This is a genomic window from Psychrobacter piscatorii (assembly GCF_904846415.1).
Classification (GTDB): domain Bacteria; phylum Pseudomonadota; class Gammaproteobacteria; order Pseudomonadales; family Moraxellaceae; genus Psychrobacter; species Psychrobacter piscatorii.
Map to the genome: position 1 here is coordinate 1 of NZ_CAJHAR010000049.1, position 13393 is coordinate 13393.

At 40.9% G+C, this 13393-nt stretch carries 13 protein-coding genes and 1 pseudogene; 5 read left to right on the forward strand and 9 right to left on the reverse strand.

Features of this window, described 5'->3' with window-relative positions; genetic code table 11:
• The 3 genes and pseudogenes from JMX83_RS14040 to JMX83_RS14050 all read left to right on the forward strand — a co-directional run.
• A pseudogene (locus JMX83_RS14040) lies at positions 1-99 on the forward strand (IS1 family transposase); the annotation flags it as partial.
• A 33-nt stretch (positions 100-132) separates the two neighbouring features.
• The gene (locus JMX83_RS14045) at positions 133-489 is read left to right on the forward strand and encodes an SHOCT domain-containing protein (protein WP_227675877.1); all 357 of its coding nucleotides are present in this window, start codon (positions 133-135) and stop codon (positions 487-489) included.
• A 51-nt stretch (positions 490-540) separates the two neighbouring features.
• Positions 541-1473, forward strand: a complete 933-nt coding sequence (locus JMX83_RS14050; RefSeq protein WP_201603012.1) for a hypothetical protein — start codon at positions 541-543, stop codon at positions 1471-1473.
• Positions 1474-1550: 77 nt separating this feature from the next.
• Here the strand turns inward: JMX83_RS14050 and repM are convergent, their stop codons facing one another.
• Together repM and JMX83_RS14060 are read right to left on the reverse strand one after the other, a co-directional pair.
• On the reverse strand, positions 1551-2516 hold the full coding sequence (repM, locus tag JMX83_RS14055; RefSeq protein WP_201603045.1) for a replication initiation protein RepM: 966 nt from the start codon (positions 2514-2516) through the stop codon (positions 1551-1553).
• A 447-nt stretch (positions 2517-2963) separates the two neighbouring features.
• Positions 2964-3401 (reverse strand): hypothetical protein, encoded by a 438-nt coding sequence (locus tag JMX83_RS14060; protein WP_201603013.1) that lies wholly within the window; start codon positions 3399-3401, stop codon positions 2964-2966.
• Positions 3402-3636: 235 nt separating this feature from the next.
• Between JMX83_RS14060 and JMX83_RS14065 the strand changes: the two genes are divergently transcribed.
• Positions 3637-4800: a MobA/MobL family protein gene (locus JMX83_RS14065; protein ID WP_201603014.1), complete on the forward strand. Its 1164-nt coding sequence runs from the start codon at positions 3637-3639 to the stop codon at positions 4798-4800.
• 33 nt (positions 4801-4833) lie between these two features.
• Here the strand turns inward: JMX83_RS14065 and JMX83_RS14070 are convergent, their stop codons facing one another.
• The 4 genes from JMX83_RS14070 to JMX83_RS14085 form a co-directional block, all read right to left on the reverse strand.
• Positions 4834-5391: a recombinase family protein gene (locus tag JMX83_RS14070; protein WP_003100847.1), complete on the reverse strand. Its 558-nt coding sequence runs from the start codon at positions 5389-5391 to the stop codon at positions 4834-4836.
• Positions 5385-5717: a hypothetical protein gene (locus tag JMX83_RS14075; RefSeq protein WP_406947642.1), complete on the reverse strand. Its 333-nt coding sequence runs from the start codon at positions 5715-5717 to the stop codon at positions 5385-5387. Before JMX83_RS14075 ends, JMX83_RS14070 begins: the two co-directional genes overlap by 7 nt.
• Positions 5718-5901: 184 nt before the next feature.
• The gene (locus JMX83_RS14080) at positions 5902-6462 is read right to left on the reverse strand and encodes a chlorite dismutase family protein (RefSeq protein ID WP_201603015.1); all 561 of its coding nucleotides are present in this window, start codon (positions 6460-6462) and stop codon (positions 5902-5904) included.
• 222 nt (positions 6463-6684) lie between these two features.
• Positions 6685-7041: a cupin domain-containing protein gene (locus tag JMX83_RS14085; protein ID WP_003465043.1), complete on the reverse strand. Its 357-nt coding sequence runs from the start codon at positions 7039-7041 to the stop codon at positions 6685-6687.
• Between the two features lie 88 nt (positions 7042-7129).
• On the opposite strand from JMX83_RS14085, the gene JMX83_RS14090 reads away from it, so the two are divergent.
• Positions 7130-7831 carry an IS1 family transposase gene (locus JMX83_RS14090; RefSeq protein ID WP_076777030.1) on the forward strand — a complete coding sequence of 234 codons (702 nt, stop codon included), beginning with the start codon at positions 7130-7132 and terminating at the stop codon, positions 7829-7831.
• Positions 7832-7845: 14 nt separating this feature from the next.
• Here JMX83_RS14090 and JMX83_RS14095 read toward each other — a convergent pair whose 3' ends face one another.
• From JMX83_RS14095 to JMX83_RS14105, 3 genes are all read right to left on the reverse strand, one after another.
• Positions 7846-9381 (reverse strand): serine-rich family protein, encoded by a 1536-nt coding sequence (locus JMX83_RS14095; RefSeq protein ID WP_201603016.1) that lies wholly within the window; start codon positions 9379-9381, stop codon positions 7846-7848.
• A gap of 20 nt (positions 9382-9401) precedes the next feature.
• Positions 9402-10331, reverse strand: a complete 930-nt coding sequence (locus JMX83_RS14100) for a hypothetical protein (protein WP_201603018.1) — start codon at positions 10329-10331, stop codon at positions 9402-9404.
• A gap of 212 nt (positions 10332-10543) precedes the next feature.
• Positions 10544-12844 (reverse strand): dynamin family protein, encoded by a 2301-nt coding sequence (locus tag JMX83_RS14105; protein WP_201603020.1) that lies wholly within the window; start codon positions 12842-12844, stop codon positions 10544-10546.
• Positions 12845-13393 lie beyond the last annotated feature (549 nt).

Sequence of the window (13393 nt, forward strand, 5' to 3'; positions counted from 1 at the left end):
CGATCGGTTAGAAAGACTTGTTGCTTCTCAAAAAAGCTTGATAATCACTTTAAAGTATTCGATCTGGTGTTCTTTTATATCAATTATGGCTATGTCTGATGTCAGCATACTTTTTAGAACACCACCATATTTATTAACAAGGGCGTTTTTAATCTAAAAGTAGAGGACTTCCCCCTTAATAATGTGTCATCTATTCAGTATGAAACAGGTATGATTTTTGGAAAAATAACCATATTTGCTTCAGGAAATCGTGCTGAAATTGACCAAGTTGAGAAAAAAAGAACAAGAACTTTCGCTGAATATGCTCGCTCGAAAATATCAGCTGGCTCTTCCATAGAACAACCACAAAGTACCACCCAAGCCAATGTAGCTGTAGATAGTGCTGACATTATGATAGAGAAACTAGAAAGACTGGCTACTCTTAAAGATAAAGGTATTCTTACAGAAGATGAGTTTTTGGCACAGAAAGAGAAGATATTAAATAGCTAATTACTATAAAAATAAGTTCTATCAAAGTGTTTTGTTTTAGAGGTATTCACAATGAACAACTTACAATCAAAGGTTTTATCAGTTGTTGCTTGGTTTTTTGGGGTAATTTTCATCATGGGAGCATTAGGAGCTTTCCTTGAGGGAAGTTTAGTTGCTGGATTACTGATGCTAGTTGCAGGTATTTTATTCTTACCACCTATTAAACGCTTAATTTTAGATAAACAGCCTAATTTAAGTAAGGGTAAAATTACAGCAGCAGGAACAATCTTAGTCGTTATTTCTTTCTTTTTTCTTCCGCTGGATACTGAAGTAACCGATGAAGACCAAGATTTAACTAGCGAGTCAGCAGCAGCAAAGACGGAGCAAGATGCTGTAAAACCTAAGCCTACTACAGAACCTGAACCAGCTGTTGAAGTAGCTGAAGAACAAAAGGCTGTAGCTATCGTTGATGATGAACAGGCTAAATTAAATAAAATAATGGAAGTTGGTATTACTCTTGGAATAACACCCGAAGAGTATGGTAAGAAGTTCAATAAACTAACCAAAGAAGCAGGCTTAAAACAAACAAATTGGAGTGATGCTGGCTTAAATTTAAATAAGCAAGAGTATCTCGATGTTTTCGTTGTAGACTATCCTTCAGACATAACACTAGTGGGAGCTGTAGATAAAAACGGAGAGCTTAAAAGCCTAGAATATCAAATAAATACCAGTGATTTAAATACGACTAATGCTGAAAGTATAGGTTTGGTTTTTTCGTTCTTGTCAGGAGCATCCACGAGTATATTAAGCCCCGAGCTTTCAGAGGATGAAGCATTGCAATTTGCTGCTAAACTTATAGGAAGCACAGCTACTAAGTTTTCTAAGACTGAAAAACCTCAAAGAAAAGTCGAAATTAAGGGTGACAAGGCTTATATGGTTGAAGCAAATCAATTCATGTTGACGTTTAGAATAGAGCCTGAAGCAAGCGATAATCATAAAGATTAAGAATATAAAAATAGAGAGATAGAAACGGGTCTTAATGGGAAACTGCCCCCATTCAGATCCGCCTCTACCTCAAGTCACTACGCATACTCGTAATCACCGTCTTTGCCGTTCAAATATTCTCTAATAGGTTTTTTCTGACTGAACTTGCTAGGGTCTTTCTTAATCTCATTCACCATAAATTCAGTAAACAACTTCCAATCACGCCCATTGTCACCAGTCGCTAAACCCCCATAAGTGCTAATAAACCCCTTATGAAGAACAATCCGCTTCAGCTGCTTATCCGACAACCCATCAATTGTGAACATATCGCCATTGGCAGAGTCACGCTGAATACCAGCTTCTTTTGTCTTTGTCTTCTTGGGCTTAAAAGTAAACATGAAGCCAGTAATAGTACGCCCTCTCTTGCTTTGCTCATACTTAGCTATAATATCTGTATGCTCATTAATTTGTTTAATGGCTGGGTCTAACACCCTGCTTTTAAAGTTACTCATCGTTTTATATTGGTTGTCTTCAACCCCCAGCTTGCGCCTGAAGTCTTGTAACTCAAACACTGGTGTTTTTCCTGCAATACGCCACTGAATTAGTAACTCATAAAGACGAATTGCATAACCACTATCAAGGTTAGCCACCTGTTCAATTTCATAGCTAGTGAAGTTGTTTTCTAGCCGTGTTATCAGTGGCACAACGTCAGAAGTAAAACGCAAAAAGACTGTACCAGTCGCTTTCTCATAACCTATTTTATCTACCCAGCGACAATGAAATGACCTGTCATTACCGTTCTTAGGGTTCTTATCGTGATATGTCACATATCTATCAAACAGACCCTTGCTTGCTTCTTTTACAACCTCGTAAGCGTTACCCTTATCTATATCAAAATGGTCAGCATAGGCGTGAGCATGAACCCTTAATAAGCTAGTATGGTCAATACCCTCACCTGTTTCTCTTGCTTCAAGAATGGCTAATAACATTAGTCTTTGTTCAGCTAAACCCAGTGTATAGCTAGCTTGAATGAGTGCGTTATCTTTAACTACTAATTCAGACACATCCATATCCTTTCCTTATTAAGATACTTTGTACTATAATGTATTTTAATTACACTATCAACCAATGTATTTAAAATCAGGGTAAACGTATTCATATGACAGGGTAAACGTATTCATATGACAGGGTAAACGTATTCATATGACAGGGTAAACGTATTCATATCAACTCTACAGCCCTTTATTAGCAAGGGTTACAGAGTGTCTAAAAGCACTTAAAAGCATTTAAAAACATTAAAAGCCTTTTTGGTTGTTGATAACTAATAAAAAAGACAAAATAAAAGCTTAACCAGTAATTCTTTATCTAGTAATGATGCTTGTGTACTACCCTTAAAAACAGCCTTATTTTAGCTCACATAGCTTCAATTACTGCTTTATGACACTTACTACCTAATTGATGATAAAAGCTCTTAGACGGCTAATATGGGCTAAATAGACCTATTTAAATTACTAGAAGTTTAATTCTACTTCACTGGCTTCTGTTGGTTGATGGATTAAATCATTTTTAACTGCGTCTTTATCCCTTTCTGACACATATCCTTTTTCATAGGCATCAGCTTTGAGTTGGTCTAAATTACGCTTGGCTGCCATACTATCTTCAGCCATTGCTTCAAAAGCACTTTGCCAAATGATTTTACGTCTTACTTCAGCTTTACGAGCTTTTGATTTATCCGCATCAATCAATCGTCTAGCATCAGCCCTAGCTTTTACCAGCTGGTCTGCTTTTTTCTCAGCCTTGAGTAATACCGATAGCTTACGATTATCTTCATCATTCCTATTGTTTTTTTCTCCCAGTAGGACAATAAGTTTTTGCATATCATTGGGCGACTTAAACCCTTTAAATCTTTTCACTAAATCGTCAAGATACTTTTCATCTACGGCAGCCATACTTAATCCTTTTCGTTAGTTATGTTGTTATTACCTTGAGTCTATCATTAGGTGAATTATTTGCATAGTTGTGGTAGTTTGTAGCCTTGTTGAGGAAACAAGGCACGCTTAGTAGTTTCTCATTATTCCGCTTCGCGAAAAAATGAGAAACTAGCGTGTCAAGGGACTAGCCCCTTTGAAATCCCCAGTCAGGGGCGACCCCCTAACAACCCCAAAAAGACAAAGAGGTAAGGTAATGGCAATCGGTAGGTTAAGTGTAGGAATTGGCAAAAAAGGCAAGGCAAGTCCTCATGCTCAATATATCGCTAGGGAAGGAAAATATGCCAAGCCAAGCAACCACGAAGAGAAGTTAGAAAACACAGGGCATGGCAATATGCCCAAATGGGCAGAGCATAACCCTAATTATTTTTGGCAAATGGCAGATGAACACGAGAGAAAAAACGGCAGTACCTACCGTGAACACGTTATAGCCTTGCCTAGAGAGCTAGACGAAAACGAAAGAAATCAGCTAATCCAAGATTGGATAGCCCAAGAAATAGGCGAAAAACACGCCTACCAGTACGCCATTCATAACCCACCAGCCCTAGACGGTGGCGAACAGCCCCACGCTCATATTATGTTCAGTGAACGCACCATAGACGATGTGGAGCGTGACCCTGACCAATATTTTAAACGCTACAACAGCAAAAACCCCGAAAAAGGCGGAGCAAAAAAAGCTAATACGCCCAAGAAGGCAGTAGAGCGCAAAGAGGAACTAAAAGCGATGCGTGACCGATGGGAGAAGACCTGTAACGCTCACTTGGAGCGAGCAGGATGCTCGCAGCGTATTAGTATGAAGTCTTTGAAAGAGCAGGGCATAGATAGAGAGCCAGTAAACCTAACAATGGCGCAGCTCAAACAGCCTGAAATCAGGGAAGCGTACCAAGCGGTGCTGGAAGCACAAGTAGAGGATTTTAAGGCTGAACTATGGGTATTGATGGAATTTGATGGTGAGTTTGAGGAAGAAATTAAACACCAGTTAGCGCAGGCAGAAGCGCAAATAATAGCCGAGATAGAAGCGAAGCGTGACGCTCATGTGCTACAGGAAGCATTTTACCAAGAGCTAGCTGATATTGATAAGTACATAAACCCAGCACAGCAAAATGAGGTAGAAGAAAATATTGAAGACAGTTTGGATAACAGACAAAAAGTAGCACTTGAAGCCATGCGTAAGATAATTGATGAACGGTTTAAAGATTACCCTGTACAACGCCAAGCCAGACATGACGCTTTAAATGAGAAAATTCCTGATATGGTAGCTGGTAAGTATGAGCTTACACCACCGACAATAACCGTACAGCCAACAGTTGAAGTAAAAACAAGGGATAAAGTAAGTCAGGATAAGGGCATAGACTTATAAGGGGTCGTCTCAGAAAACGGAAAATAAAGCACGCTAAGCGTGCGTGGAGGCTGGCACCCAGCGGTACAGCGTCGGAATGGACACGCCGAGGTTCTTGGCCACGTCCTTGGGCGGCACCCCGCTGGCCAGCAGCTTCTTGGCCGACTCGATCTTGCTGTCGGTCATCTTCGGCTTGCGGCCGCCTTTGCGGCCGAGCTGCTTGGCGACTTCCAGCCCGGCGCGGGTGCGCTCGACGGTCAGCTCGCGCTCCATTTCGGCAAGGCTCGCCATGACGTGGAAGAAGAACCGCCCGGATGGTGTGCCGGTGTCGATGGAGTCGGTGAGGCTCCTGAACTGGACACCGTGCTTGTGCAGATCGCCGACCAGATCGACCAGTTGCTTGACCGACCGGCCCAGCCGGTCGAGCTTCCAGACGACCAAAGTATCGCCTTCGCGCAGCATTTCGAGCGTCTTGGCCAAGCCAGGCCGGTCTGCCCGCGTGCCACTCACCTTGTCCTCGAAGACCTTTTTACATCCGGCCTTGCTCAAGGCTTCGCGTTGCAGCTCCAGGTTCTGATCCTGCGTCGAGACGCGCGCATAGCCAATCAACATGGCTTGTCTCGCGCCCGGTCGATGCGTTCCTGCATCGCCTGCATCACTTCTTCGTGGGTGTACGATCTGGCGTTGGCGTCGGTGGCTTGCCGCAGGGCTTCCTCAACCTCGCGCGTCATCCGCTCGTAATCCTCCGGCCACAGCGCTTGCTCCATGCGCAGCGACGCCTGACCCAGCAGGTGCAGCAGGCTGAACAGCCGCATGTCGTTGGTGGCGACGATGCGCTCCCGAATCTGCTCCTGAATAGCTTCGCTAGCTGTAGCGGCTCGCGTTTGAAAACGGGCGTGCTCGCATTCGACGCCGCTTTCGGCTCGAATTAACTGCAACTGACGGCGCGCTGATGCTCACGCTATCTGCAAACGAGCTTGCAATCGACGGCGGCGGCTCGCATTTCATGGCGGCGTGCTCGAATTAATTGCAAGTGAAATGCCGGGTTCCAAGCTATCCAAAATCAATAGATGCAGTGCCGGCTGCCCGCTAACGCCTCTGAGCGGTCAGACGGGGATTGACCTACGGCGCCTCTCGCACGAGACGGATATCGACTTCTCTGTCAACGTACTTCCATTCCTCTGTTGCACGCAGTTCGGAAAGCAATGCGTTGAACTCAGCCTCATGGGTTGGCGCGAACTCGAACCAATTGAGAAAATCGAACGGTTCATTTTCAGAGAGGTCGCGGCAGTGGTGGAGCTTGCGCGCTACTGCAGGCAAGTAGTTGAGCCCGATTTGGATGTGCTTTGACTTTTCGAAAACGCTCCGGCGCTCGTCTTGCGTGAATTCCCACCAAGCTGCGTTTTTTCGGATCGGTATCAACGCAGCGCAAGTTGCTTCTGGGCGCGCTAGCCCTTGCTGCTTCACCACAATTTCGTTCTTCTCTTCGCGCATGACATACCGTTCATTGCTTGTTATTCCGCGAAGTACCCAGGGTGCATTGGTTTCGGGCTGCAACTCTGAGGCAGATATTACGTTGAGCCTTTTGGCTTCAGGCAGTGACTTGCCAACTATGGTTTCGGTTCCAACGATCCGCCAAAGACCGCTGTCTCCGCCGACGAATGCAAATAATCGTGTATCCATTTCATCCCCTTCATGTGAGTGTGTTAACTTTTTTACAGCCTCAAAAAACCTATCTGCCCATCCCATGCTTGTGCATCATCGTCTCGCCTCGCTTAGCGTAGTATTGCATTACGCTTACCAGCGCCCCCAGTTAGTTTGCGACCTGGTTTAGCAGCCGTGTCCGCTGCATGTCTGTTACCTATCTCCCCGACCGCTCATTGGACCAACTCCAGAGATTGGGCTCTATCGCTCAGCCAATACGAAACCGGCATTGGCTGATGCCACAACCGAGACGAACACAAATGGCTCGGTACCTGTATTTCGCGCCCCGTGCACTTGGCCCGGTCTTGCCACGGCTATCTCACCTTCCCTGAGGGCACGAACAATCCCATTGCCCTGAAAGTAATCAGCCATTCCCGACAAAACAGTCCACGTGTCTTGGCCGTGAGGATGAATGTGAGCCGCAATTTCCTGCCCGGGATGGACATGCCAAACCACGATAATTGAGTCTCGGGTTTCAAGCACAACGGAACGAATAGGCTCGCCTTCGGACGGCTGAACATACTCGGCTACAGAAAATATTCTCGATTCAACAGTCATCGGAGATCCCTCTTTGGTGGTGTATCAGAAAGTATGCTGAGTTAATAAAGGAGAGTGACAGCCGAGGCAAGATGATATATTTGAGGTTATGAAGACACAAATACAGATCAATTGCCCCGACTGTCACAGTCCCAGTTTAAAGAAAAATGGCATAAAAAGCTATGGCAAGCAGAACTACCAGTGCAAGGACTGCAAACGCCAGTTTATTGGCGATCATGCGGTAACCTATAACGGCTGTCACTCTAGAATAGAAGATCTCATACGACTGATGACTGTCCGAGGTTGTGGTGTTAGAGACATAGCCGTTATAGCCAAGGTTAGTATTGGAAAAGTGCTTAGCACCATAGGCTCATCCATTTACAAGATTGTACCTAAGAAGCGCTACTATGAACGCTTAGAGGTTGATGAGTTCTGGACTTACGTATATCGCAAGAAGCGTAAAGTTTGGCTTATTTATGCTTATGACCGTGCTACTAATGAGATTGTCGCTTATGTCTGGGGCAAACGTGACCTAAAAACGGCTCAGAAACTAAGAGCGCGTCTAAAGCAGCTCAAAGTCAGCTATGGCTCAATCAGTATGGACAATTGGGACAGTTTCATAACGGCCTTTAAACCAGATAACAAACGAGTTGGCAAACAGCATACGGTAGGTATAGAAGGTAATAACTGCCGTCTTAGACACCGATTAAGACGATCGGTTAGAAAGACTTGTTGCTTCTCAAAAAAGCTTGATAATCACTTTAAAGTATTCGATCTGGTGTTCTTTTATATCAATTATGGCTATGTCTGATGTCAGCATACTTTTTAGAACACCACCAAATATTTAAGCGGTAGGGTGTTAAAAAAGCTGGCATTGAGTCGAGGATGGCTAATCAGCTTTAACCACTCAAGCACGCTTCTCATTTTACTGTTATTAGATTTATCCCATGTAGTCAAAGCAAAATCTTCTGTATCTGAATTACCACCACGCATTAAACCTAAGAAGATACTGGCTAGCGTTTCGGATGAAGCAGTGCTATTACCAATAAAGTACGCAGCTGTTTGCCAGCCACCATAGCGAGAGGCTTCATCAACACGCTCTAGTTGCTTATCAATTTTCTTAAGCATCTGCTCAATACTTTTATCAGTCATATCAAGAGTTAATTGACGGCTTGAGCCTGTAGTTTTAGTGTCTGACTGAGAGTTGGTTTCACTATTGGTACTAGTTTCACCAGTCGTTCGCCCGGCGGCAGTACTAAAGCTAGTACCTTTATTAACTCCTTGTGACGTAGTAGAGCTGGTGCCAGTTGTTTGGTTTTCAGTGAAAGGGTCAGTTAGTAACCTACCTAAATTACTACCTACCATTGAGCCAATGCCAGCTCCTATACTAACCCCTACTGGTCCACCTAATGGTGCACCCAATATGCCACCTGCTACAGTAGCGCCTAATGTGATAGCAGTTCCACTAAAAGACGCTACTTTAGATTTATTGGTTTGTTCAGAAAGTGATTCTGAAGTCCCATAAGCTTTAGAGGTGTTTGTTCCTTCGGTAATTCCAGACGTTTCGGTTTGGCTCAAGCTATCACTTAATGACTGGCTGAGCCCATGACTGATAGATAAGCTCATAGCTTCACTATCATTTTCGCCATAAGATACTTGCTGTTTTAGTAATGGTGAGAGTTGAGTGGCAACACTTTCGTAACCAGACCGAATATGAGAAAGCTGAGTAGGGGTAACAGGCTCAGCTAGGATGATTGCAGAATAATTATGTCCTTCGGCAGCATCAATGAAGCGCTCGAGCCCTTGCATAAAGTGCTCTCTTTCTTCTACAGACAGAGAAGGTACACCGGTAACTGCAGTTACGGACTGGACTGTAGACGTACCATCATGGTTTTCGCAGTATAGACTATCCATTAGGGTTTGAGTTGCTGAACCATTTAATAGCGTAAGCTCACTACCAGAAAAGTGACCTTTAAAGGTTTCCTGCAATAGCTGACCTGCGGTGCCACCTTGAGTGCCACCGGATTGACCACGAGTACCTAAGTATAAGTGAGTTTCAGAACCGTCACAGTCTAAAAATATAAACACCGAAAACCCAGCAGCACCTAATGCATTATAGGCTGCAGTCATGCTCTCTAAAACTGATTGCTTATTTTCAAGGACAATGCGCTCGACTTTAAATATTCTAACGTCAGAGTTTAAGTTAATCTTGTGATTAAATCGTGGTGCAATATCACAATTACTCAGCTGTGATAGGTAGCTTTTGTTTATCAGATCGCTAGCATCTTGAAGGGCACTAAATGCCTGTTGTCGTATAAGTTCAGCTTCTGTTTTAGTAGCAAGTGCTATCTGGTTAGTCATATTTTATCCTATATTTATAGTTATCTTAACTTTGCTATCAAAGCCAGTATGCCTGCTAGAACAGCGCCACCAATTATAACGGCAGTCTTCATAAAGCTATTTTCTTGTTTAACCTGGTTCGACCGCTTACTGCTTGAACTGCTACTGGAGGTATTGTTAAACTGAAGTTTCGGCTTAGGCTGAACTTTTATATGCTCAAAACCTTCTACACCTTTTTGCGCTAAGTAATCGCGAACATTGATAAGATGCATTAATCTTTCCATAGCGAAGTTATGGTTAAGATAGCTTTGCTGTAAAAGGAAATAATCCTTATTCCAACTATTATTGTTTTCGACTATGGCAAGACAAAACTTATCTTCTTCATATTCAACAAAGGCCTCTGGTAAATTTTGATTTACAAACATAACCTCTTGAATAATATCTTCTATTAGTAAACGATTATTTTTTAAATCAAACTTAATAATATTTTGTACAGCTCTAATATCTTTTTTTTCGATTGCTAGCTGTAGACTTTCTTTAGGTTCATATCCTTTGAGAATATCCTTTGAGACATCAGTATCAGGATTTTCAGATATTAGACTCATATCAATTTCTTGAGCTTCATTACTATTTTCTAGTGTCGACTCGGAGGTTTCGGTTACTCCAGAGGTATGTTGCTCATCAGCAATAGTGAAGCCTACTACTTTAATATCTTGTAGATGTTTTTTTACAGCTATGAGATGTTCACAACGCTCTTTGGAGAATTCCTTACGCTGTATTAGGCTCAGCTCTCCTCGGAAATAGTCTTCATTCCACATACTTTCATTTTTTTTAATTGGGTATGTTTCATCATTGAATTCTACGAAACTAATAGATGGAATACTGTCAAGTATAACCTGAGATGTTTTAGCTGGTATTGAACCATCAGCAGATAGTTCGATAAATTCACTTTTACTATTACTTGTGTTCATAACATTCCTTAGGATATATGGGCTTAGATAAATAGAGTTTTACGGCATATCAGGATTAGCTGTAATATGGCATATATAATTGAATCCATATAATTCCGATACAAAGAAACCGAGTGCAAGTTATACATTAGTATGCTTAGCGAGGATGACGATGTAGCAGATTTATATAGATTTGACTATATTTCTATTCAAAGCTTATAAAATATAACAGCCTATAGAGCTAAAATATTGGTAATTTTAGTATTAAACGTACTAATGTGATTAAGTTCTGCTTTAGCCGTGTTAATAGCTTTCTCACGTTCATCTTTATCATTAATCTTATTTTCTAAATCTGCCATTAGATTATTAAAGCGTTCACCAAACTCTTCATTCATAAAATCAATATATATCTCTATAGTTTTATTGCTATTGTCCTTAACTTTCTTTACTGCTTCTGCAAAAAGATTTTCAAACACAGCGTCTATTTCTGGACCCCGTGTCGCCCATAAATCATCAAGGCTAACAAACTCTTCTTCTTGTGTTTCATAAACAGCTTCTTCTTTTGTACTAAACCAACTAAAAGGGTTGTACCATGTTGAAGCACTAACAGTTTTTGTTCCTGTTTGAACTCTATGATGTTTAACCTGTACCTCATCTTGTCCTAAAGCCATATTAAAAGATGCTATTTGGTTCTTTAAACCCTCTAACATTGGTAGCTCTAACTCTGATACATCATTAAATAAGCTAGTTATATATTTATTATAATCTGCTGCTAATTCTGACTGTATCTCTAATTGGTCAGACTCAATAATCTTTTCTAAATTGATAATAAGTAAGTTAAATTCACTTTGTAAATCATGAGTTAATTTTTTAATTTTCTCTTGAGCTTGTCTCTTAGAGGCTTCTCCTTGAAATTTGTTTCCAAAGTCAAAAGTAGTCTCTCTTAGGTTTTTTTCTTCCTGCATAAATGCTTGAGCTGTTTCTTTTCTTAGCCCTTTTTGCTGCTTCTTCAATTTAGTAATATAACCATCTGTTTTGAACGCTTGTTTTTCTTTTCCCCGCAGTATATTAATAGTCTCTTGCAGACTATTAAGTGCTTGCTGATCAGTTTCAAGTGATTTTTGTAGTTCAGCAGCATTAGTACATTGTTGTATTATTTGACTGAGTGCTTGGTTGGCTCGTGTTACACGGTTAGGAAGACTGTATTTTTCGATATAGTCGTCTATCATCATCTCAACTGCGGGTAGGCCACTACGATATAACGCTGTTGGATATTTCTTATTATTTATTTTTTCTTGAGTTTTTTTAGATAAGGGCATGTATTGAACCAAGTCCATCAGTGGTTCTTCATTGAATAAGTCTTCCATTGCTACTAATTGATTACGCTCTGTACGTGTTAATAAGTCAATACTTAGCTCTCGTTTACGAAATAGGGAGGTTAAGTTGGCAGATACTGGATATACCAAAGGATTAGCGATACCATTATTTTCTAGATACTGTTTGGCACGCGTAACGACATCTTTAACGAACTCTCCTTTCTCTGGATCGAAAACATCTGCTTTATTAATGACAAAAATAAAGCGATCTTTACTTTGCTTGCCTCCTTTGCTCATAACATCAGCAATTTGCTTTAACAGACTTTGATCGTCGTTAATGCCAAGTTGTTGTCCATTTAGAATGTATAGAACTAATGGATTACGATCAGAATCACTAATATATCGCATAGTTGTTAGGTTGTGTTCGATGTCTTGACTGTTATTAGGTCCTGGGGTATCTGTTAAAACTAAGCGAACACTCTCTCGTTCTTCTATTGCGGGTATTTTCCCCTCTACATTAATTTGGAATACATCAGATGATTTATTCCACTCGTTCATTAGCTTAGATGCCGAGTCAGTGCCTGTTTTTGTTGTAAGATTTAATTCTTGTTTCTCACTGACTATATATTCTTCATTATCTGTACAACTTACCGTAAAGTGACCTTGTGGCATATGGTCGTTATCAGTAATTTTAGCAATCGTAGCTGTGGTTGCTTCGTTTAACGCTGGCAATAAGTCACAACCTAACATAGCATTAATCAAGGTAGACTTACCAGATGACATGGTTGCCACTACATAGACATCAAAGTTTTTATCAAACGCCGTATCAAACTTCTTGAGTATATCGGGAGCATTAACATACTGTTTAAACAACGGATCTTGCTTTGCTTCTAACACAAGTTGTTGAATGTTTTCTAGGCGTTCTTCTGAACCTGGTACTATTTCACACGACATCTTGACATCTAAGCCATCCTTGTTAGCTTGCTGAACTGCTTCTTCCATATCAGTACAGTCTGCTTCAACCCCTTTGAAATGAACCCTATACTCTTTTTCACAATTGAATATATCATATAGCTTCTGGAAAAAATCTTCAATCCATAGCTGTAGACGTTGATTTTCATATTCAGCAAACTGAGAATTACTCTCAGGTTTTTGGTCGTCGATTAGGAAACAAGTTTCAACTGTAAAAGGGTTATGTGTGATATCTACTTTAATCATGAAATACTCCGTTAATGTTATAAAATGGTTTCTTGAAATTTATAATTAATAATACTTTCTAACAGTGGTAAACCACTAAAATAAACTAGATTTTCGATTTGATTCCTTGGTATCTCTAATCCGTCTTTTATTATAATTGGAGTGTCTTTTCTCTCTTTATTAGGTAGTGATAGTACTTTGATTTTATCAGTTACATTATGAGCTGCTTTTACAAGTCTATCGTTATTAAGATCATTTAAGTTTTGTTGTAGCGTGTTGCGCTCCCGTCGAGTAAGAGGCTGTTGGTTTAATGCTTTTCTGGCATTTAATGCTGCAAGTGCAGATACTGGTATAACAATAGGATTTATGAACCCAATATTTTTTAAGTATAAAACTATGTTCTCTACAATAATTTCAATATTCTCACCTTTTTCTGCATCTAAAATAGACCTCTTGCAAAAGTAGCTTCAAATCTCAAAGTATACAACTGAACCCTAAATAATTAAAAGATATGCCAAACATAGCCAAACTACTTGAACAAAATGATGCAGGTTTTAAACGTTATACCGG

Bases quoted from the DNA above. Each gene is read 5' to 3' on its own strand.
- JMX83_RS14050 (WP_201603012.1), top strand. From the start codon at position 541: ATGAACAACTTACAATCAAAGGTTTTATCAGTTGTTGCTTGGTTTTTT.
- JMX83_RS14060 (WP_201603013.1), bottom strand. From the start codon at position 3,401: ATGGCTGCCGTAGATGAAAAGTATCTTGACGATTTAGTGAAAAGATTT.
- JMX83_RS14065 (WP_201603014.1), top strand. From the start codon at position 3,637: ATGGCAATCGGTAGGTTAAGTGTAGGAATTGGCAAAAAAGGCAAGGCA.
- JMX83_RS14070 (WP_003100847.1), bottom strand. From the start codon at position 5,391: ATGTTGATTGGCTATGCGCGCGTCTCGACGCAGGATCAGAACCTGGAG.
- JMX83_RS14080 (WP_201603015.1), bottom strand. From the start codon at position 6,462: ATGGATACACGATTATTTGCATTCGTCGGCGGAGACAGCGGTCTTTGG.
- JMX83_RS14085 (WP_003465043.1), bottom strand. From the start codon at position 7,041: ATGACTGTTGAATCGAGAATATTTTCTGTAGCCGAGTATGTTCAGCCG.
- JMX83_RS14090 (WP_076777030.1), top strand. From the start codon at position 7,130: ATGAAGACACAAATACAGATCAATTGCCCCGACTGTCACAGTCCCAGT.
- JMX83_RS14095 (WP_201603016.1), bottom strand. From the start codon at position 9,381: ATGACTAACCAGATAGCACTTGCTACTAAAACAGAAGCTGAACTTATA.
- JMX83_RS14100 (WP_201603018.1), bottom strand. From the start codon at position 10,331: ATGAACACAAGTAATAGTAAAAGTGAATTTATCGAACTATCTGCTGAT.
- JMX83_RS14105 (WP_201603020.1), bottom strand. From the start codon at position 12,844: ATGATTAAAGTAGATATCACACATAACCCTTTTACAGTTGAAACTTGT.